This is a genomic window from Dissulfurimicrobium sp., from assembly GCF_049968175.1.
In the GTDB taxonomy this organism is placed as follows: Bacteria; Desulfobacterota; Dissulfuribacteria; order Dissulfuribacterales; family Sh68; genus Dissulfurimicrobium; species Dissulfurimicrobium hydrothermale.
This window is the reverse complement of the sequence record NZ_JBMFRG010000039.1, coordinates 1-19,391: the sequence shown is the minus strand read 5'-3', so window position 1 is coordinate 19,391 and position 19,391 is coordinate 1. Positions and strand designations below refer to the sequence as shown.

Below are 19,391 nucleotides of genomic sequence, written 5' to 3'. Positions count from 1 at the left end.
ATGTAAACGGAGGATTGTTCTGCGACTAATGAGTTTTGATCTGGACAGTATATAATTCAAATTTTAAGGAGGTTTGAACAAAAGATGGACATAGAAAATAAGATGGTTGACATTATTGCCAGCCAGCTGAGCGTGGCCAAGGAAAAGGTCGTGCCGTCAGCCTCGTTCGTGGATGATTTGGGCGCTGATTCTCTTGATCTCGTAGAACTGGTTATGGCTATGGAGGAGGAGTTTGGGATCGAGATAGCAGATGAAGATGCCGAAAAGATGCAGACTGTACAAAACGCCATAGATTTCATAAAGGCCCATTCTGGCAAGTAATTTTTCAAGATCAGGGTAGAATATGGCAAATCCTCAGAAGCGGCGCGTGGTGGTGACAGGGCTTGGCCTTATCAGCCCCCTTGGGATAGGGGTGGATTTGAGCTGGGCGAATCTAGTGGCTGGGAAGAGCGGCATAGGTCCGGTTACACGTTTTGATGCAAGTGGTTATGATTGTCAGATAGCAGGTGAGGTCAAAGGGTTTGAGCCGGCGGATTTTTTTCCTGCAAAGCTTGTCAAGCGTATAGATTTATTTGTAGCTTATGCCCTGGTCGGAACGAAGATGGCGATGGAAGACGCGGGACTTGAGATATCGGCCGAATTGGCCCCTAGATGCGGTGTCATAACCGGTTGCGGTCTTGGTGGGCTCGGGACTATTGAACACTATAGAGATATCCTTGTACAGAAAGGGCCGGGGAGGGTGAGCCCGTTTTTTATCCCTATGGCCATACCCAATATGGCATCAGGCCAGATATCTATAATTTTCGGTGCAAAGGGGCCCAATACGGTGCTGTGCACGGCCTGCGCTGCAGGGACCCATGCCATCGGTGAGGCGTTCAAGACCATCCAAAGGGGTGACGCGGATGTCATGATCTGCGGTGGAACGGAATCGGTGATTACCCCTCTCGCACTCAGCGGGTTTGCATCATTAAAGGCCTTGTCCGTAAGAAACAATGAGCCTGAGAGGGCGTCAAGGCCTTTTGAGAGGGACCGTGACGGGTTTGTAATAGGCGAGGGCGCAGGCATGCTTGTCATAGAAGGGCTTGATCACGCCCTTAAGCGCGGGGCCCATATACGTTCTGAGATAGTCGGATATGGCCTTACAGGTGATGCCTTTCACATGACGGCCCCGCCGGATGACGGGGAGGGGGCTGCGAGGTGCATGCAGATGGCCCTTGATGATGCCGGACTCAGCTATAGGGACATAGACTATATAAATGCCCATGGTACAAGCACGCCACTTAATGATGTGTGTGAAACCAGAGCAGTTAAGGCCGTGTTCAAGGAGAAGGCGGGGAAGATACCCATAAGTTCCACCAAGTCCATGACGGGCCATCTTCTCGGGGGTGCAGGCGGAATCGAGGCGGTGTTCTCGGTAAAGACCATTGAGGAAGGGATTATCCCGCCGACGATAAATTATGAAAATCCTGATCCTGAGTGTGACCTCGATTATGTGCCGAACGTTGCAAGGCGCGGTGATATAAAAGTTGTAATGTCCAATTCATTCGGTTTCGGTGGGACGAATGCCGTTCTTGTGTTCAGGCGCTATGAAGAAAAGTAAGGTATCAGTCTTCAAAAAATATGGGGGTTTGATCTAAAGGGTCTATGAAGATAGCAATCGGGGCGGATCATGGCGGTTTTGATCTGAAAGAGACCCTGAAAGATATCATAAAGGGTCTTGGACATGAGATCAAAGACATCGGGTGTTATTCAAAAGAGCCTGTAAATTATCCTGAGATAGGTCGGATGGTGGTTGGTCTTGTCGCATCGGGTATGGCTGAGCGGGGGATCCTTATCTGCGGGACTGGCATAGGTATGTCTATAATGGCGAACAGGACCCGTGGTATTAGGGCGGCCTTGTGTCATGAGATATATACGGCTCGTATGAGTCGTGAACACAATGATGCAAACATACTTTGCATGGGCGGTAGAGTGGTTGGTCCGGCGATAGCGGAAGAGATGGTAAAATGCTGGCTTTCCACCCAGTTTGCCGGTGGTCGTCATGCCTGCAGATTGGCTATGATAGATCAGAAATAGTTTTTTGACAGGCAGCCCAGTCCTGTCGGATTGGAGAGAAATGTGCAACATCTAAAAGAAGTTGATCCTGACGTGTTTCGGGCGATAAGGGCCGAGCTTGAGAGACAGACAGGGCAGCTTGAGATGATAGCCTCCGAGAATCTGGCAAGCGAGGCGGTAATGGAGGCCGAGGGCAGTGTTCTTATAAATAAATATGCCGAGGGTTATCCTGCCAAGAGATATTATGGCGGCTGCGAAAACGTGGATGTAATTGAAAACCTCGCCATAGGCCGTCTTAATCTGTTGTTTGGCTCCGAATATGCGAACGTCCAGCCGCACTCAGGCACCCAGGCGAATATGGCTGTATATTTTGCAGTGCTTCATCCAGGCGATGTCATCCTTTCTATGAATCTTGCGCATGGTGGGCATTTGTCGCACGGTTCATCTGTCAATTTTTCAGGCAGACTCTATAAGGTCGTACATTACGGCGTTAGTCGAGAGACAGAGACTATAGACATGGATGAGGTCTTAAGGCTTGCCAGGGAGCATAGGCCAAGGATTATAGTTGTAGGAGCCAGTGCCTACCCAAGGACCTTGGACTTTGCGGCCTTTAGGACGGTTGCAGATGAAGTGGGGGCATATCTTATGGTCGATATGGCCCATATTGCAGGATTGGTCGCGGCCGGTATCCATCCATCGCCCATTCCATTTGCCGATTTTATTACCTCAACAACCCACAAGACCTTGAGGGGTCCACGGGGCGGTTTTATCCTCTCCACTGAGAAATATGCCAGACTTATAAACAGCCAGATATTCCCTGGTATCCAGGGAGGGCCGCTCATGCATGTGATAGCGGCCAAGGCGGTTGCATTCAAAGAGGCCCTTAGCCCTGAGTTTAAGAGCTACCAGCAGAGGATAGTCGCCAATGCGAGCGCACTTGCGGCGGCGCTTGTTGATAACGGCTTTCGCCTCGTCTCGGGCGGCACGGACAATCATCTTGTCCTTGTAGACCTTTCAAACAAGGGGGTGACAGGTGCCGAAGCGGAGGAGATCCTTGAATTGGCTGGTATAACTGTCAACAAGAATGCAATCCCATTTGATACCAAACCGCCCAGGGTGACAAGCGGCATCCGCATCGGGACGCCGGCTGTTACAACAAGGGGGTTGGGGGCCGAAGAGATGAAAGAGATAGCAGGTTATATCTCAGAGCTTATTTCAAGGCCTAAAGACACGAGGATTGCCAAAGAGATAAGGCTGAAGGTTGCAGATATCTGCAGGCGGTTTCCAGTCTATGTCGGGTTGAAGGATAGATGGCGCTAGGCCTTTTCCAACCTCTCGGCCCTCTTGTCATATCCTGACGAAGGGGGCGTTAGCTGGATGACATATGAATAAAGACTCAAGGCCGCCGTGGGATGTCTATTTTATGTCTATTGCAAGGCTGGTCGCGGGGCGTTCCACCTGTCTCCGTAGAAAGGTGGGCGCCGTCCTTGTAAAAGATAGGCGGATCCTGTGCACAGGTTATAACGGTGCGCCGAGCGGGCTCAAACATTGTCTTGAAATAGGTTGTCTGAGGGAGGAGCTTAATATCCCCTCGGGAGAGAGACATGAATTGTGCCGCGCCCTCCATGCCGAACAAAACGTTATAGTCCAGGCAGCGTATTATGGGACGGCCATAGCAGGCTCCACCCTCTATTGCACTAATCTTCCGTGTGCAATATGTACTAAAATGCTTATAAATGCAGGCGTTCGTTCTATTTATTATGCAGAAGGCTATAGAGACCCCATGTCTCGCGCTATGCTTGAAGAGGCTGGCATAGAGCTTATCAAGCTTGCCCTGCCTGTCCAATTGGACCGGGGAGAGGTCTCATGAAGTGCCCTTTTTGCAGTGCCTCTGATTCAAGGGTTATTGATTCAAGATTGGGCCGCGACGGCCGTTCAATACGAAGGCGTAGGGAGTGCATATCGTGTGGCGGGCGCTTCACCACCTATGAAAGGGTTGAGGAATTCCAACCTATGGTGGTAAAAAAAGATGGGAGGCGTGAGCCATTTGACCGTAGGAAGGTGATAGATGGGATAATGAAAGCCTGTGAAAAGCGGCCTGTAAGCGTGGATCAGGTGGAGTCATTTGTGACCGAACTGGAAGGTGAGATGCAGGAACGAGGCGAACGTGAGGTGCCAAGCAGCCTGATAGGAGAAAGGGTTATGGAGAGGCTTAAAGAATGGGATGATGTGGCCTATGTAAGGTTTGCCTCTGTATATAGACAGTTTAAAGACCTGAATGAGTTTATGGAACAGCTCCTAGAGATGTTGCATGAAGAAAAATGTAAAAAGTCTTGACGAAAGGTTCATGCAAAGGGCCTTGAGATTGGCCAAAAAGGGGCTTGGACAGACCAGCCCTAACCCTGCCGTGGGTGCTGTGGTGGTAAAAGATGGTGTTATAGTGGGCGAGGGTTATCATCAAAGGGCTGGCGCCCCTCATGCAGAGGTCAATGCAATTAATGTTGCGGGTGAGGCGGCTAGAGGAGGCGTGATCTACGTAACCCTTGAGCCATGCAATCATTACGGCCGCACGCCACCTTGCACCAAGGCCATCCTTGAGGCCGGGATACAAAGGGTCGTAATAGGCGCAGCGGATCCAAATCCGAATGTAACAGGCGGCGGCGCAGAATTTCTGCGCTCAATGGGCATTGAGGTCAGTTTGGGTTGCATGGAAGACGAATGCCGGATTGTCCTTGCCCCTTTTGCCAAGCATGCCGTGACCGGGTTCCCGTGGGTGAGGGCCAAGGCTGCCATGAGCCTCGATGGCAGGATAGCGACAAGAACGAGCGAGTCGAGGTGGATAACCAATGATCGTGCGCGTAGTGCAGGGCATGGTCTTCGTGCCATAAGCGATGCGATACTCGTGGGTATTGGGACCGTTGCTGCTGATGATCCCAGGCTTACGGTAAGGATAAGCGGCAAGACGGCCAGGTGTCCGGTAAGGTTTGTACTGGACAGTGGCCTTAGGATTGACCTTGGAAGTAGGGTGCTGAATCAGCCCGGTTTGACGGTGGTGGTCGGTGCGGAAGGGCGTGCCAGTTCCGAGAAGAAAAAGGCCCTTGAAGAAATAGGTGCAGAGGTCTGGCTGATGCCCTCTAATAGATGTGGAAGGCCTGATATAGGTGCAGTTCTTAAAAAGATGGGGGAGATGGGCCTTCAGTCAGTATTGATTGAGGGTGGGGCTGCGATCCATGGCGCATTTTGGGACAAGGGCCTGATTGATGAGGCATTTTTCTTTTATGCGCCGATCATAATTGGAGGCGAGGATGCATATCCTGCTATAGGCGGCAGTGGCGTAAGCCGTCTTGATGCAGCCCCTAGGTTGAAATTTATAACGCATCGTAGATTTGAAGACAATTGGCTTGTCCATGGCCTTGTTACGGAACTCGACAGGTTTTGGAGGCGTAAGTGTTCACGGGCATAGTCGAAGGTTTGGGGCGGGTGAAGGCCGTGTCGCCGAAAGGGAACGGTTTGGTCTTTGCGATCGAGCCCAATTTCGAACTTGATGATCCAAGGGAGGGTGAGAGTATAGCAGTAAACGGCGTCTGTCTAACGGCCCTTGGGGTTTCGTCCGGCATGTTCAGTGCTGATGTCTCGCCTGAAACCCTCTCCAGATCCAATCTCGGCGATTTGAGACCGGGGGACATGGTGAATTTAGAGCGTGCCGTTAGGTTCTCTGACAGGCTTGGTGGGCACTTGGTGAGCGGTCACATAGATGGTGTCGGGCGCGTGATAGAAAAGAGATCCATTGGGGGCTTTGTCATATTTACAGTGGCCGTGCCCAATGGTTTCGACAGATACATCATAGAAAAGGGTTCCATAGCTGTGGATGGCGTCAGCTTGACTGTAAACGGTTGTTCGAATGGCGTCTTTTCAGTCTCTGTCATCCCTCATACAGCCCGTATAACTACGCTCGGACGGCGGAGGACAGGGGAAAAGGTCAATATTGAGCTTGATCTCGTTGGGAAGTATATTGAAAAATTGCTTGTGCCTGTGGACCGTGACCGCGATAAAAAAGGGGGTGCAGGGCTGGATCAAGCGTTTCTCGCCCGTTACGGTTTTATATAAAAAGGCGTTGTTTTTGTTTGAATTTGTTTGAAGAGGTGGATCGAATATGGCGGTATCTCCAATTGAAGAGGTATTGGAAGATATAAGGGAAGGTAAGATGGTCATCCTCGTTGATGATGAAGATCGTGAAAACGAAGGGGACCTTGCCATGGCTGCGGAGAAGGTCACACCAGAGGCCATAAATTTCATGGCTAAGTATGGAAGAGGACTTATATGTCTGGCGCTTACCGCTGACAAGGTCGAAGCCCTTAAGTTGCCCATGATGGTTGCAAACAATACCGCCAAATATGGCACGGCCTTTACGGTATCCATCGAGGCAGCAAGAGGCGTTACAACCGGCATTTCCGCCTATGATAGGGCCACCACTATATTGACGGCCATAAAAGACGATGCAAAACCTGAGGATCTGGTCACGCCGGGTCATGTTTTTCCACTTAAGGCGAGGGATGGCGGTGTCCTTGTGAGGGCTGGGCAAACCGAGGGCTCGGTGGATCTGGCCAGGCTTGCAGGTCTAAAGCCTGCAGGCGTCATATGCGAAATAATGAGGGATGACGGCGATATGGCGCGGATGCCCGACCTCGACGTCTTTGCTAGGGAGCACGGCCTCAAGATAGCCACGATAGCGGATCTGATTGCATATCGCCTCCATACCGAGAGTTTTGTAAAGAGGGAGGTAGAGACCAAGCTTCCGTCTAGATTCGGTGGAGAGTGGAGGCTTATCGCATACAGCAGCCTTCTGGACCAAAAGCACCACCTGGCGCTCGTGCTAGGCAACGATGAGATAGGCCAGGATGAAGAGATTATGGTGCGCGTCCATTCGGAGTGTCTGACCGGCGACGTCTTTGGCTCATTGAGATGCGATTGCGGTCCGCAGCTGCAAACCGCTATGAGCAGGATCGCCAAAGAGGGCCGCGGCATAGTCCTCTATATGAGACAGGAGGGCCGCGGCATAGGGCTTATTAACAAACTTAAGGCCTATTGCCTTCAGGACCAAGGCAGAGATACTGTCGAGGCCAATTATGAACTTGGATTCAAGGCGGATTTAAGGGATTATGGCATTGGGGCGCAGATATTGAGGGATCTTGGGGTTAGGCGCATGAGATTGATGACCAATAATCCTAAAAAGATCGTCGGGCTTGAGGGTTATGGGTTAAAGGTGGTTGAGAGGGTTCCCATCGAGATAGCCCCGCAAGAGGAAAACATCAATTACCTAAAGTGCAAGAAAGAGAAGATGGGTCATCTTCTCAGGGTCGAATAATTTAAGGAGGGGACGATGTCGGTAAAGACATATGAGGGGCATCTCGATGCCAGCGGTATGCATATTGGGATCGTAGTGGCAAGATTCAACGAGTTCATATCAAGCAAGCTCCTGAGCGGTGCCGTTGATGCCCTTGTAAGGCATGGGGCGCGTGAAGACGATATAGAGATCGCTTGGGTGCCAGGGGCATTCGAGATACCGCTTGCAGCGAAGATGTTTGCTGCAAGCGGTCGCTGTGACGGGGTTTTGTGTCTTGGCTGCATAATAAGGGGGGCGACGCCGCATTTTGAATATGTGGCTGCCGAGGCCTCGAAAGGTGTGGCCCAAGTGGCGCTTCAGTCTGATTGTCCGATAGGATTTGGGATACTTACTACAGATAGTATCGAGCAGGCCATTGAGAGGGCTGGCACTAAGTCGGGCAACAAGGGCTGGGATTCGGCGTTGGCGGTGATAGAAATGGTGAATCTCCTGAGGGGGTTTGGCGTATAGATGTCAAGTAGGAGACTGGGCAGGGAGATCGCCCTCCAGTTGCTCTATCAGGCGGAATGGGATCCTTCAAAAGATGGGCGGGAGCTTATAGATGAATACAGAGATGGCCTGTCGGCCAAGACCTTCGAGAAAGATGATGTGGCGCTCTCCTTTGCCGAAGATCTCATAACAGGGATATTTGAACACAGGCGCGAGTTAGACAACTTTATATCAAAAAAGGCCAAGGGCTGGAGGTTCGACCGCATTGCCCTGGTTGACAGGAACATCCTGAGGCTTGGGGTATTCGAGCTTTGCTATTGCAGGGAGATACCCCCTAAGGTGGCTATAAATGAGGCAGTGGAGCTTGCAAAGAGGTTTGGAAGCGACGACTCCGCTGCGTTTATAAACGGTATACTTGATGCGATCTTGAAAGAGATAGACGGAATAGGACAGGGGAGAGATGGAATTTAAATACGCATTTGAGGAGATCGAAAGGCGGTGGCAGGAAGAGTGGGAGATAAAAAGACTTTTTCGCACGCCCGACCACGATCCAAGGCCGAGATATTATTGCCTTGAGATGTTTCCATATCCATCCGGACGCATACATATGGGTCATGTCCGGAATTATACTATTGGGGATGTGATCGCCCGCTATAAACGCATGCAGGGATTTAACGTCCTTCACCCTATGGGTTGGGACGCCTTCGGGCTGCCTGCTGAGAATGCGGCCATCAAGCATGGGATACATCCTGCCAACTGGACATACGAGAATATCGATTACATGAGACGCCAACTTAAACGTCTCGGTCTCTCTTATGACTGGTCCAGAGAGATCGCCACCTGCGATCCCCGATATTACCGCTGGGAGCAGCTCTTTTTTCTTGAAATGTTCGAACGCGGCCTAGTTTATCGCAAAAAATCAAAAGTCAACTGGTGTGACGGCTGTCAGACCGTCCTTGCCAACGAGCAGGTTGAAGATGGAAGCTGTTGGAGGTGCGGCAGTCAAGTTGTCGAAAAGGAGCTCGAGGGTTGGTTTTTCAAGATAACGGCCTATGCGGAGGAGCTTCTAAAGGATTGCAATAAACTTGCCGGCTGGCCTGAAAAGGTCCTGACAATGCAAAGAAATTGGATCGGAAGGAGTGAGGGTGTCGAGATAAGATTTGTGATTGACGGCCTGGATAAAGAGGTCGTCGTCTTTACCACGAGACCTGACACCATCTTTGGCGTCACCTTCTTGAGTATTTCGCCCGAGCATCCGTTGGCCCTTGAGCTGGCTGCCGGGAAGGAGGGTCACGTATCCGCTTTTATCGAGCGTTGGTCAAGAATGCCGCCCAAGGAACGCAGAGAGCTTAAGGAAAAAGATGGCGTCTTTACCGGTGCCTTTGCGCTTCATCCCTTGACGGGCGAGCGGGTCCCTGTTTATGTTGCAAACTTTGTACTAATGGAATACGGCACGGGCGCTGTCATGGCCGTCCCTGCTCATGATCAGAGGGATTTTGAGTTTGCAGGTAAATACGGTCTTCCGATCAAGGTGGTCATACAGCCTGGCAGCCTGTCGCTTAAGCCTGATTTGATGGTGGAGGCATGGGAGGGTGGTGGCAGACTCGTAAATTCGGGCCAATTCGATGGCATGGAGAGCGATGAGGCAAAGGGTGCTATCATAAGGCACCTTGAGAAGAGGGGAGTCGGGCGGAGGAAGGTGACATACAGACTCAGGGACTGGGGTATTTCAAGGCAGCGCTACTGGGGAGCGCCTATACCGATAGTTTATTGCGAAAGGTGTGGGGTCGTGCCTGTTCCAACGGATGAGCTTCCCGTAAAGCTCCCGCTCGATGCGCAGATTAATCCACAGGGTCGCTCGCCTCTTGCCGAGATGGAGTCGTTTTACAAGACCAGATGCCCGAGGTGCAGCGGTGAGGCTAGGCGCGAGACGGATACTATGGATACATTCGTCGAGTCGTCATGGTATTTTGCCAGGTATGTCTGCCCGGATGAAGACAAGAGACCGCTTGACCGTGAACGCGTGGACAGATGGCTTCCGGTTGACCAGTATATAGGCGGGGTCGAGCATGCCATATTGCATCTTCTCTATTCGAGGTTCTTTACAAAGGCTTTGAGAGATCTCGGCTGGCTTTCGGCGGGCGAGCCGTTTAAAAATCTCCTTACCCAAGGGATGGTCCTCAAAGAAGGATCCAAGATGTCCAAATCCAAGGGAAACGTCGTTGATCCCGATGAGATGATAAAGGCCTATGGGGCTGATACTGTGCGCCTTTTTGTCTTATTCGCCGCGCCGCCTGAGAAGGATCTTGAGTGGAGCGATAAGGGTATAGAGGGCTCACATAGGTTTCTAAAACGCCTTTGGTCTCTTGTGACGGATAATATTGAGGCACTCAGGCGGACAAAGGGCGATGCTGCAGCGATCCGCATGGCGGTCGCCGATCTGCCCCAACTAAAAAAGATCAGACAAAAGACCCACGAGACCATTGCAAGGGTGACAGAGGACATAGAGAGGCGTTTTCACTTCAATACGGCCATAAGCGCCGTAATGGAGCTTATAAATGACGTAACGGCATATCTAAACAGGCATGAAGCCGACGGAACGGCCGATGAACAGTCATGGCCTGTTATAAAAGAAGCTGTAGAGGCCGCCATAATCCTCCTTTCTCCGATGACGCCGCACATAAGTGATGAGCTTTGGCGGATGATCGGCCATGAAGGCTATGTGTGTCTTGAATCATGGCCCAGGGTGGACGAAGCGGCCCTCAGGTCCGAGACCATATCCATAGTCGTCCAGGTAAATGGACGGCTGAGAGGTAACATAGAGGTCCACAGAAACGCAGGAGACAAGGCGATCGAGGCTGCAGCCTTGTCCGATCCTGGCGTCATGAGGCACATTGAGGGCAAGGATATAAAAAAGGTCATACATGTCAGGGGCAGACTCGTAAACTTTATAGTGGGTTGATGCCTAAAGGGGAGATGGATTTCGTGGAAAGATGCCGCACGGCCTTAGTATTTTGTCTTGCAGTATTGTTGCCGTTCCTTGTCGTATCCTTGTCTGCTTGCGGCTATCATAGGGTAGAGAGGAGCGAGGCGATCCCTTCCTGGATTAAGACTATATATATAGCGCCATTTTCAAATCACAGTAATGAGCTCCTGCTCGGCCAGTGGGTTACTGATGCATTGAGACGTGAATTTTTGAGAGGCGGCGGGTTGGCCCTTGCCTCCAAAGAAGATGCCGATGTAATATTGGAAGGCGATATAGTTAGGGTAGATACTGCCGGGCTGTCTTTTCTTACATATAGTCAAACTATCGAGAGACAGATAAGCGCTGAATGTTCCCTTAGGATTATAGACAGAAAGACCGGCCAGGTACTCTGGCAGACAACCAATCTGAGGCGCGACGAAGGTTTTTTGGTAGGACAGGAGCCGATGCAGACCGAAGGCTTCAAGGAGGAGGCGTTAAAGGAGCTCAGCCGGTATATGGCTGAGCTCATATATCACAGGGTAACAGACGTATTTTAAAGATCTCTGCAGACTCTGTAGATTCGGTTCGATAGTCATGCGTTCGGTTCATATTTTCAATCTTGTCTGAAGCGGACTCTTTTTTTGGGATCTTTTAAGTGTGTTGGTTGGGTTGGCTCGTTTGCTAATTTGCAGCCTTTTCAAGGGCATTAGTCTTTTTGGTAAGGCGTGATATGAGGCGTGCTGCCTTTCTCCAGTGTATGGCGCCTGTGGATGCGATCTTGTCTATACCTTTTTGTGCGACCCTAAGTTGTCTTTTGATATGCCCTATGTCTTGGGGCTTGGCGGTAGTAAGGGCATTTTCGACGGTTTTTACAAGGTTCTTTACCCTTGTCTTTCTGGCCTTGTTTCTAAGCCTGCGTTTTTCATTCTGGCGCATCCTCTTAAGGGCTGATTTATGGTTTGCCAAATGGACCTCCTTGCAATTTTATTATGTCTTTCTTCTCAAGAAGAGATTTTATTTTATTTTATAATATGGTATCGTTTAAGTGTCAATAATGATGGTTATTTCAAGCATGGTGTACGGTTTAATTTATCATTTCATGGTGCCGATATTGGATTCAAGACCGATTAAAGACGCGAGGGATTATTATGGCGGGCACTGCCCCACAGATCGGAAAACTCCTTAAAGACGCAGGTCTAGTGACCGACGCACAGATACAGTTTGCCGTAGCTGAACAGAAGGCGACTGGCGAGAAACTAGGCGAGTGCTTGATAAGGCTCGGCATTGTGAGCGACTCCGATATAGCAAGGGCCTTAGCCGAGCAGAGCGGTCTGTCTTTTATCGATCTCAGGGCGTTTACACCCGATCCGGCCGTGCTCTCGCGCCTTCCGGCCCAAACGGCCAAGCAGAACCTCATACTGCCACTTTTTATCAAAGACAATAATCTGCATATCGCCGTCAGCGACCCCTATGTCTCTACATATGCAGAGATCATCTTTAGGCTTACCGGGTTTCCGGCGGTTGTTCATATAGGCGGAAGGGACGAACTGAAGAAACTTGTTGAACGTTTTTATTATCTCTTGGAGCATCCTGTAGAGGAGGCTATAGAGACCATTGTTACAAGGGCAAGGCTTAATCCAAACGCCGATATAGATATTGCAAGGCTCCTTGACATGCTCTTTTCCGCAGCGATAAGTGTAAGGGCCACAGATGTGCATATAACGCCAAGCAGTATATCTACGCGTGTGATGTTTAGGGTGGATGGCATGATGACATCCGCCTATGTGTTTCCGGCTGTTTTCCACAATAGGCTTGTGACGAACATAAAGGTAAGGGCCGGGATGGATATTGCTGAACAGCGAAAGCCGCAGGACGGCCGTATGTCGTTTGAATTCCTAGGGGACGTCTTTGATATCAGGGTCTCATCGCTTAGGACCAATTTCGGTGAGAACATGGTGCTCCGCATTTTGCCTTCAAGGGGTGGGCAGACCCTTGGTCTTGCCGATCTCGGATTCGAGCCTGGGCAGTTGGCCGTTGTGAGGCAGCTATTTTCTTATCCTTGCGGCATGATATTCTTGGTAGGACCTACCGGGAGTGGAAAGACCACAAGCCTCTATGCGGCGCTCAAGGTGCAGGATGTCATAAGCAAAAACATACTTACAGTTGAAGACCCTATAGAGTATGAATTCATGATGATCAGGCAGACGCAGGTAAACGAAAAGGCTGGTTATGATTTTGCCTCTGCAATCCGCACATTTCTCCGTCAAGACCCCGACGTCATGCTGATAGGCGAGATAAGGGACGAAGAGACCGCTATATTTGCGGTCAGGGCGGCGCTTACAGGTCATCTTGTCCTCTCCACCCTGCATGCCAACAGCGCCATGGGTGCGCTCGCAAGACTCGGCGATCTCGGCATCACTCCTTTTCTGCTGGCAAATTCCCTTGTAGGCATAATCTCTCAGCGTTTGGTAAGGAGGCTGTGCCCTTACTGTAAAGAGGCCTATGTGCCGCCATCTGATATATTGAACCGGTACGGCCTTCCTCCAACTGGAGGGAGTTATTTCAGGCCTGGCGGGTGCAAACAGTGCAGAGGGACCGGTTATCTTGGCAGGACGGTGATTGCCGAGATACTGCCATTTAGTAAGGATATATTGAGGCTGGTGGCAGACGGCGCATCCTTGGGGAAAATAGAGGATCAGGCCAGAAAAGAGGGTTTCAATGATTTGATGCACGCGGCGCTCGTAAAGGTGAAAAATGGGGAGACTAGTTTTGACGAGATAGAGAGGGTGGTGGGTTGATGCCGTATTTTTCATATGAGGCGGTGGACGGTACAGGCGTCGTCGTAAAGGATGAAGGCGAGTTTCCGTCTATTGACAGCCTTTTTGAGGTGCTTCGCGGCAGGGGTCTTGCCCTGATCAAATACCGGCGCAGGCGCTTAAGACTTAAATTTCATTTCGGCGGCTGGATCAAGCGCACGGATCTCGCCGAATTTTTTAGAAACCTCTCACTCCTCATAAGAGGAGGCATCCCTTTAAGGCAGGCCATCGAAGACTTGGCGAAGAGTCCCGGCAACAAGGCCTTTTCCTCGGTCTTGAAGGATATCCTCAGGAGGCTTGATCAGGGACAGCTCCTCTCCGAGGCGATGGATGCGAACCGCCGTTATTTTTCAAGGCTTCTCATCACGCTTGTAAGTATCGGAGAGGAGACGGGCGGGCTGGATCAGACCCTTGAGGATGCAGCCGCTCATCTGGAGAGGGTGGAGGAGATCGTATCAAATACAAAAAGGGCCATGATATATCCGTCTTTTGTCATTGTGGCTATGTTGGGGGCGTTTGCCTTTTGGATGATCTATGTCCTTCCCAAGATATTGGGTCTCTTTAAGGAGATGGGGGTAAAGAAGACCCCGCTCGCCACGATAATTCTTATAAAGACAGTGGAGTTCTTTAACAAATGGTGGCCTGCGGCATTTATACCGCTGATAGCGGGGGTCATAATTTATTTAATAACCAAGAGAAATGAGAGGGTGAAATACCTTTGGGATCTCTTCTGGTCGCGTTTTCCATTGATAGGAAGGATCATCAAGTCCTCGCAGCTTGCATTTTTTTTTGAGTATCTGGCGCTTCTAACATCGGCCGGCATAAATTTTGTAAGGGGTCTCGAGCTTATGGAGGCTTCTATAAACCATCGGGTGATAAGGAATGGTATAAAGGGGATAAAGGCGGGTGTTATGGGCGGAAGGGGCATCTTCGATTCCTTTTCCAAGACTGGCCTCTTTGATCCGTTTGTATTGCGCATGATCTCGGTAGGTGAGCAGACAGGGAACATGCCGGATCAGCTCGTTCTGTTGGCGAAATTTTACCTTTCCAAGGTAAACAAGTTTGTAGAGACCATGTCGAAGGTGATAGAGCCAGCTTTAATCATTTTTGCCGGTTTGATATTTGTAGTTATAGCCCTTGGACTTTTAGGGCCGATATATGATATAATAAGTAAAATTCAGTGATTTCGAGTTAATTAAAAGGAAAATTCGGTATTGCCTTCATATCCTGACTATATAAATTATTTCGGTCTCAAGGATGCGCCTTTTCGGCTCTCTCCCGATCCGAATTTCTTTTTTCCGGCTAGATCTCATCTTGCCGCAAAGGAGGTTTTGAAATTTGCTATAGAAAGGGGCGAGGGTTTTATGGTACTGGTAGGTCCTGCCGGTACCGGTAAAACCTTGACCTTGCGGCTGATTCTTGAGGGGCTGCATCCTGACAAGCTGCCCGTCGTGGTGGTGAGTCCTGCAGTGAATCCCCCAGGCCTGTTAAGGCTCATTTTGGATGAAATGGGGCATCCATATGACGGGGGATCAGATGATCTGGCTTTGTTGCTAAAGCATTTTCAGTCGGCGGTCCTTGATCTTGCCTCAAAGGGAAAGGATCTCCTCATCGTGGTGGATGAGGCCCAAAACCTGCCGGTTGATACGCTTGAACAGCTGCGCTTGCTGTCAAATATAGAGACTGACAGGCGAAAGCTCTTGCAGATACTCCTGATCGGACAGCCTGAGCTGGATTCGATCCTTTATGATCCGAGACTTGGGCAACTCGTTCAGAGGATCGTGGTAAGGGAAGAGCTCAGGCCTTTTACCAGAGAGGAGATGGGGGATTACATAGGTTTCAGGCTTGCAAAGGCCGGGAGGGCCGATATAAGGCTTGATTCAGGGGCACTTTCGCGCCTCTATGCGGCGAGTCAGGGTGTCCCGCGCCTGATAAACAAGATCATGGACAGGGCCCTTCTTATGGCAAGTTCCCACGGCAGGCTTACCATAGGGCCCAAGGACATAAACGCGGCGTGCGAGACAATGCCTATTCCAAGGGCGATCCGACCTAGTTCCAGCTGGGGATCGGGCAAGAAGGTCGTATTTCTGACGTCTGGCGTCTTTCTGCTGATATTTATCGCATGGGCTGCTTTTTTGTTTTTTGGGGGTTTAAGGCCGTGAGGATGACCTGTCCATTTAAGATCCTTGTACAATTGACATGGCTGTGGCCGTCATGCCTTTTTTCGTTCAATGGGCATCCTGCTTACAGGTCATGTCGATGCCGCCTATGGTCCCCTTGCCGGCATGATGATCTCAGCCATACAGAGGAGGCATAGCCATGCGGAGGCCTTTGCTTATCGCGGAGCGCAAGAGCGACGGCGCCTGGGTCTGTCTCGCCGTCTTGAGACGCGGTAGGCGCCCTGTCTTTGGCGGGATAGAGGAGATAAGCGGGGACGCACCGGCAAGATCAGGCGATATAATGTTGGTCTTGCGTTCACGCCGGACATATATGCTCTATGATACATTCCATCGGACGCAGCGCAGGCTATTTACGCTACAGATAAACGATCGTTTGAGACAGGCCGGGCTTTTGCTTGATGGACATGGTGACATCGTACATTGCGCAAGACCTGTAGGTATGCGTCATGGACAGGTACTTTATTCCATCTTGGGCCTGCCGAAAGAAGACCTTGAACCTTTTCTGTCGCTGGGGTTTAGACAAGGCGTGAGGTTGTATGTGGTAACCCCTGCCATTGCGGCCATTTCGGCGTTCTTGAAGGTCCTTACGCCTGAGCCGGTGCTTGCTGCCTGCTTTTTTGACAGCGGTCTCGAACTAATCGTAGCTCAAAACGGCATCCCGGTCCATCTCCAGTTTGTTCCACCAGCCCCTGAAGGACGCTTTGGCGGGACTATGCTTGCAAATACATTTGATATCGTCCTCCAGACTGTCCGCCGTGTCCATGATGTCGATATAAAAAAGATTGTTATATTGGGGCCGAACAGTCATCTTTGTCCGGAGACAATAGGGGAATATAGCATCTGGGTGCCTGATTGGGGCGCCTTTTTCAATGCCGGCGATCCATCTTTAATACCAAGATATCCAGAGTTGTTTGGAGGTCTATTTATAGACAGGGTCTTTGATTTTGTCCCTGCATTGTGGCGTATTTCGTGGCATACCCAGACAGTATCGCAGTGGGCGGCTGCAGTCGCCGCGGTCGGAGCCGCTGTCTTGTGGGCGGCTGGGCTGTATATTGATAAAGACATAAACGCAAGACTTAGGTTCGAGATGCAAGGGCGTAAAAGGATAGTTGTCCAGGAGAGGGATGTCCTTCAAAAGATGTTGCCTCGGGAACAGGAGAGGGATGCCCTTCAAAGATTTATTAATCTCATGGCCGAATATGAGAGACAGCCAAGACTTGATGCCATGGTGTCAGCGCTGACGCAGGCCATCCCGGAAGGCGTCAGCATCTCAGCACTTGAGATTGAGAGGATGCCGCTCCAGACCCAGGATGGTGTTCCGCGTCGGCCTCAAGTTACACAATCCGGCCCTGCACAGGCTCAAACCCAGGGCGGCGTCTTGCAGACTATGGTGGGGGCAGGTGAAGATGTGCAAGATTTCTTTAAAAGGCCGTTTGATATCAAGATGAGCCTCGTTTCATCAGGAGATTACGGGCAGTGCAGGGATAGGTTCAATGGGATCGTCAGGGCCATCCAGTGCAGCGATCTGTTTGCAATCAGAGGTTCCCATTGGGAATACGACGAGCAGGAAGGCCTTGGTCGGCTTCATTGTCTGTTGTTATGGAAAGGTGGTAGGTCATGAGACAGCATATTCCGACCCCATCTTTCATGACCGTTGTACTGGAGATGGCAGCGGTGATATTTTTTGCTGCATCGGTCTGGTTCATGACCGATGCCATTGCAAAGAAGACAGGGCTTGAGAAGGCCATTCAGGTTATAGCGAATGAAGAGGCATCTATAAATACAATGAAAGGGCGCCTGCAGCTTTTCAAGGCCTTGAAGGCCAAATATATGCCTGCCGCCTCTGCAGGGAATGACACGCCTATCATCTGGGAGCGTGCCGATATTATATGGGATGACATAACTTTTGAAGAGCTCATGCGCAGACTATACGGTCTTTATCTTCACGATCGACCTTTTGTCCTTGAATCCTTTTTTGCTGGACATGAAGACAAAATAAACTATGATGAGTCAGGCGTGCAGGGCCGGCAGCCTACATCTGATGGGCCAAGTCAGGAAACCGGTGGGAAAATGACATTTCGTATAAAGGGATATTTTTTATGCCTGTGCCGTTAGACAAGTTTAAGGACTGGTTGTTGGTTGCAGGGCCTTTGTCGTGTCTTGTAATGCTGAGTCTTTTCGCTATGTTGTCGGGTTATGAGTCAGGAGAGGGGAAAGGTCCCTTTGTCTCGTTTCCGCCGTTGCCTGACATATCCATCAAAGTGCCGCAGGCGGAATCTGTAAAGGGGCGATGCCCAAGTGTCTATGGTCTTGTCGCAGCCGGCCCGTTTGATCCATTTGGGAGACAGGCGCATATAATAGCAACCGGGGCCGGCAAACCCCAGCCCATGCTTGAAGAGCTTGTGCTGAGTCTCGTCGTGGTCACTGATCGTGGGCGTTACTGTCGGGTGAACGGCAGACTCCTCAGAGAGGGAGAGAAATGGGCTGGATTCACTGTTCAAAAGATTGAACAGAGTGGGGCCTGGTTTGATACAGATGCCGGTCGTATATTTCTCAAACCAGGGCAGAAGGAAACCATTGCTCTGAGACCGGAAGATAGCAGTGACGGCATCTCATCTGGCGATCGGCCTGGTGCCAGATCTAAGGCAAGGGGGAGAGGGAGCGCCTGATGAAGAGAAAGACAGTCTCTTTTTATTGCCCGTTGATTGTTTTGATAGCGGCCTTTATGCTTATCGGCGGTTGTGCACTTGGCCCCGGTCTCGAAAAGGGACAACCCGTTGCACATATTGTTCCGGCGACGCAGGATCTTTCCGCCCAGCCGAGCGTCGCTAATGATGTCGCTAATGATAAAGACGGGCCGATCGATCAAGCCCCTAGGTTTAAGTCCCTAAGTCCGCTTGATACGCAGATCGTGACACTTTCCTTTAATTCCGAGGATTACAAAAATATCTTGCAGGCCCTTGCGATGGCGGCCGGGCTTAATCTTGTTATCGATCCAGCTGTTGATGCAATACTCAAGGACAACAGGACGCTTACGGCGGAATACCAAGAGAGGCCTGTCCGTGATGTCTTGGATTCAGTATGCAGGGCGCTGGATATATCGTGGCACGAGTCTGAGGGCACGATCTATGTAACTGCTACGGTTCAAAAGGTATTTAATCTTGATTTTTTGGCCTCTGTGCGTCAGTCAAAATTTACCGTAGGCGGCGATGTCCTTGGCGGAGGTTATGGCAGTATCGGCGCAAGTGGTTCATCAAGCGGTTCGGCAGGGGGTGCCAATAACGTCGTTACCCCGCTAACCGGAAGTTTTGAACTCACGGGTCAGACAGCTGATAAAGTTACGGATATCTACAAAAGTTTGGAGGACTCGCTTAAGGAGCGGATCGGTGATGGTGGATCTTTCTTTTTAAACCGTCAGACAGGGACGTTGCTTGTAAAGGCGAGACCGAGGATTGTCGACGAGATAGGCGTCTATCTCAGAGCGCTTCGTTCGAAATACAGGCGTCAGGTGCTTATAGAGGCGAATCTCCTAGAGGTGCAGC

The 19,391-nt window shown here is 50.6% G+C and carries 20 protein-coding genes and 1 pseudogene; 20 read left to right on the top strand and 1 reads right to left on the bottom strand.

The features are described from left to right. The first annotated feature begins 84 nt into the window (after window positions 1-84). The 13 genes from acpP to lptE all read left to right on the top strand — a co-directional run bounded on the left by acpP (window position 85) and on the right by lptE (window position 11,410). On the top strand, window positions 85-321 hold the full coding sequence (acpP, locus tag ACP5SG_RS06510) for an acyl carrier protein (protein ID WP_237889775.1): 237 nt from the start codon (window positions 85-87) through the stop codon (window positions 319-321). Between the two features lie 22 nt (window positions 322-343). Beyond that, window positions 344-1,600 (top strand): beta-ketoacyl-ACP synthase II, encoded by a 1,257-nt coding sequence (gene fabF / locus ACP5SG_RS06505; RefSeq protein ID WP_428122989.1) that lies wholly within the window; start codon window positions 344-346, stop codon window positions 1,598-1,600. A 44-nt stretch (window positions 1,601-1,644) separates the two neighbouring features. Next, window positions 1,645-2,076 (top strand): ribose 5-phosphate isomerase B, encoded by a 432-nt coding sequence (gene rpiB / locus ACP5SG_RS06500; RefSeq protein ID WP_237889786.1) that lies wholly within the window; start codon window positions 1,645-1,647, stop codon window positions 2,074-2,076. A gap of 42 nt (window positions 2,077-2,118) precedes the next feature. Next, the gene (gene glyA, locus ACP5SG_RS06495; RefSeq protein WP_237889788.1) at window positions 2,119-3,375 is read left to right on the top strand and encodes a serine hydroxymethyltransferase; all 1,257 of its coding nucleotides are present in this window, start codon (window positions 2,119-2,121) and stop codon (window positions 3,373-3,375) included. A gap of 64 nt (window positions 3,376-3,439) precedes the next feature. Next, window positions 3,440-3,925, top strand: a complete 486-nt coding sequence (locus tag ACP5SG_RS06490; protein WP_428122986.1) for a deoxycytidylate deaminase — start codon at window positions 3,440-3,442, stop codon at window positions 3,923-3,925. After that, window positions 3,922-4,392 (top strand): transcriptional regulator NrdR, encoded by a 471-nt coding sequence (gene nrdR / locus ACP5SG_RS06485; protein WP_428122984.1) that lies wholly within the window; start codon window positions 3,922-3,924, stop codon window positions 4,390-4,392. The genes ACP5SG_RS06490 and nrdR overlap by 4 nt, the downstream gene beginning before the upstream one ends. Beyond that, a complete protein-coding gene (gene ribD / locus ACP5SG_RS06480) occupies window positions 4,367-5,518 on the top strand; it encodes a bifunctional diaminohydroxyphosphoribosylaminopyrimidine deaminase/5-amino-6-(5-phosphoribosylamino)uracil reductase RibD (RefSeq protein ID WP_237889796.1) in 1,152 nt (383 codons plus the stop codon). Before nrdR ends, ribD begins: the two co-directional genes overlap by 26 nt. Next, window positions 5,503-6,162, top strand: coding sequence for a riboflavin synthase (locus ACP5SG_RS06475; protein ID WP_237887477.1), 660 nt, complete (start codon window positions 5,503-5,505; stop codon window positions 6,160-6,162). Before ribD ends, ACP5SG_RS06475 begins: the two co-directional genes overlap by 16 nt. Window positions 6,163-6,208: 46 nt before the next feature. Next, window positions 6,209-7,420: a bifunctional 3,4-dihydroxy-2-butanone-4-phosphate synthase/GTP cyclohydrolase II gene (locus tag ACP5SG_RS06470; RefSeq protein ID WP_424661109.1), complete on the top strand. Its 1,212-nt coding sequence runs from the start codon at window positions 6,209-6,211 to the stop codon at window positions 7,418-7,420. A 15-nt stretch (window positions 7,421-7,435) separates the two neighbouring features. Then, window positions 7,436-7,909 carry a 6,7-dimethyl-8-ribityllumazine synthase gene (gene ribH / locus ACP5SG_RS06465; RefSeq protein ID WP_237887481.1) on the top strand — a complete coding sequence of 158 codons (474 nt, stop codon included), beginning with the start codon at window positions 7,436-7,438 and terminating at the stop codon, window positions 7,907-7,909. Next, on the top strand, window positions 7,910-8,359 hold the full coding sequence (gene nusB / locus ACP5SG_RS06460) for a transcription antitermination factor NusB (protein WP_424661106.1): 450 nt from the start codon (window positions 7,910-7,912) through the stop codon (window positions 8,357-8,359). Then, complete coding sequence (leuS, locus tag ACP5SG_RS06455) at window positions 8,349-10,850, top strand: leucine--tRNA ligase (protein WP_428122978.1); 2,502 nt, start codon at window positions 8,349-8,351, stop codon at window positions 10,848-10,850. The genes nusB and leuS overlap by 11 nt, the downstream gene beginning before the upstream one ends. Next, a complete protein-coding gene (gene lptE / locus ACP5SG_RS06450; protein ID WP_424661105.1) occupies window positions 10,850-11,410 on the top strand; it encodes an LPS assembly lipoprotein LptE in 561 nt (186 codons plus the stop codon). The genes leuS and lptE overlap by 1 nt, the downstream gene beginning before the upstream one ends. A gap of 124 nt (window positions 11,411-11,534) precedes the next feature. Here the strand turns inward: lptE and rpsT are convergent, their stop codons facing one another. After that, window positions 11,535-11,819 carry a 30S ribosomal protein S20 gene (rpsT, locus tag ACP5SG_RS06445; protein WP_237887498.1) on the bottom strand — a complete coding sequence of 95 codons (285 nt, stop codon included), beginning with the start codon at window positions 11,817-11,819 and terminating at the stop codon, window positions 11,535-11,537. 182 nt (window positions 11,820-12,001) lie between these two features. Between rpsT and ACP5SG_RS06440 the strand changes: the two genes are divergently transcribed. The 7 genes and pseudogenes from ACP5SG_RS06440 to ACP5SG_RS06410 form a co-directional block, all read left to right on the top strand. After that, on the top strand, window positions 12,002-13,651 hold the full coding sequence (locus ACP5SG_RS06440; RefSeq protein ID WP_237887505.1) for a GspE/PulE family protein: 1,650 nt from the start codon (window positions 12,002-12,004) through the stop codon (window positions 13,649-13,651). Further along, on the top strand, window positions 13,651-14,853 hold the full coding sequence (locus tag ACP5SG_RS06435) for a type II secretion system F family protein (protein ID WP_424661103.1): 1,203 nt from the start codon (window positions 13,651-13,653) through the stop codon (window positions 14,851-14,853). The genes ACP5SG_RS06440 and ACP5SG_RS06435 overlap by 1 nt, the downstream gene beginning before the upstream one ends. A 147-nt stretch (window positions 14,854-15,000) precedes the next feature. Continuing rightward, complete coding sequence (locus ACP5SG_RS06430) at window positions 15,001-15,831, top strand: ExeA family protein (protein WP_237887514.1); 831 nt, start codon at window positions 15,001-15,003, stop codon at window positions 15,829-15,831. A 157-nt stretch (window positions 15,832-15,988) separates the two neighbouring features. Continuing rightward, on the top strand, window positions 15,989-17,470 hold the full coding sequence (locus ACP5SG_RS06425; RefSeq protein ID WP_428122970.1) for a hypothetical protein: 1,482 nt from the start codon (window positions 15,989-15,991) through the stop codon (window positions 17,468-17,470). Next, window positions 17,467-17,964, top strand: coding sequence for a hypothetical protein (locus ACP5SG_RS06420; protein ID WP_237887517.1), 498 nt, complete (start codon window positions 17,467-17,469; stop codon window positions 17,962-17,964). The genes ACP5SG_RS06425 and ACP5SG_RS06420 overlap by 4 nt, the downstream gene beginning before the upstream one ends. Further along, window positions 17,949-18,518 (top strand): hypothetical protein, encoded by a 570-nt coding sequence (locus tag ACP5SG_RS06415; protein WP_428122967.1) that lies wholly within the window; start codon window positions 17,949-17,951, stop codon window positions 18,516-18,518. The genes ACP5SG_RS06420 and ACP5SG_RS06415 overlap by 16 nt, the downstream gene beginning before the upstream one ends. Next, window positions 18,518-19,391 (top strand): annotated as a pseudogene (locus tag ACP5SG_RS06410) (hypothetical protein); the annotation flags it as partial. The gene ACP5SG_RS06415 and the pseudogene ACP5SG_RS06410, both read left to right, overlap by 1 nt.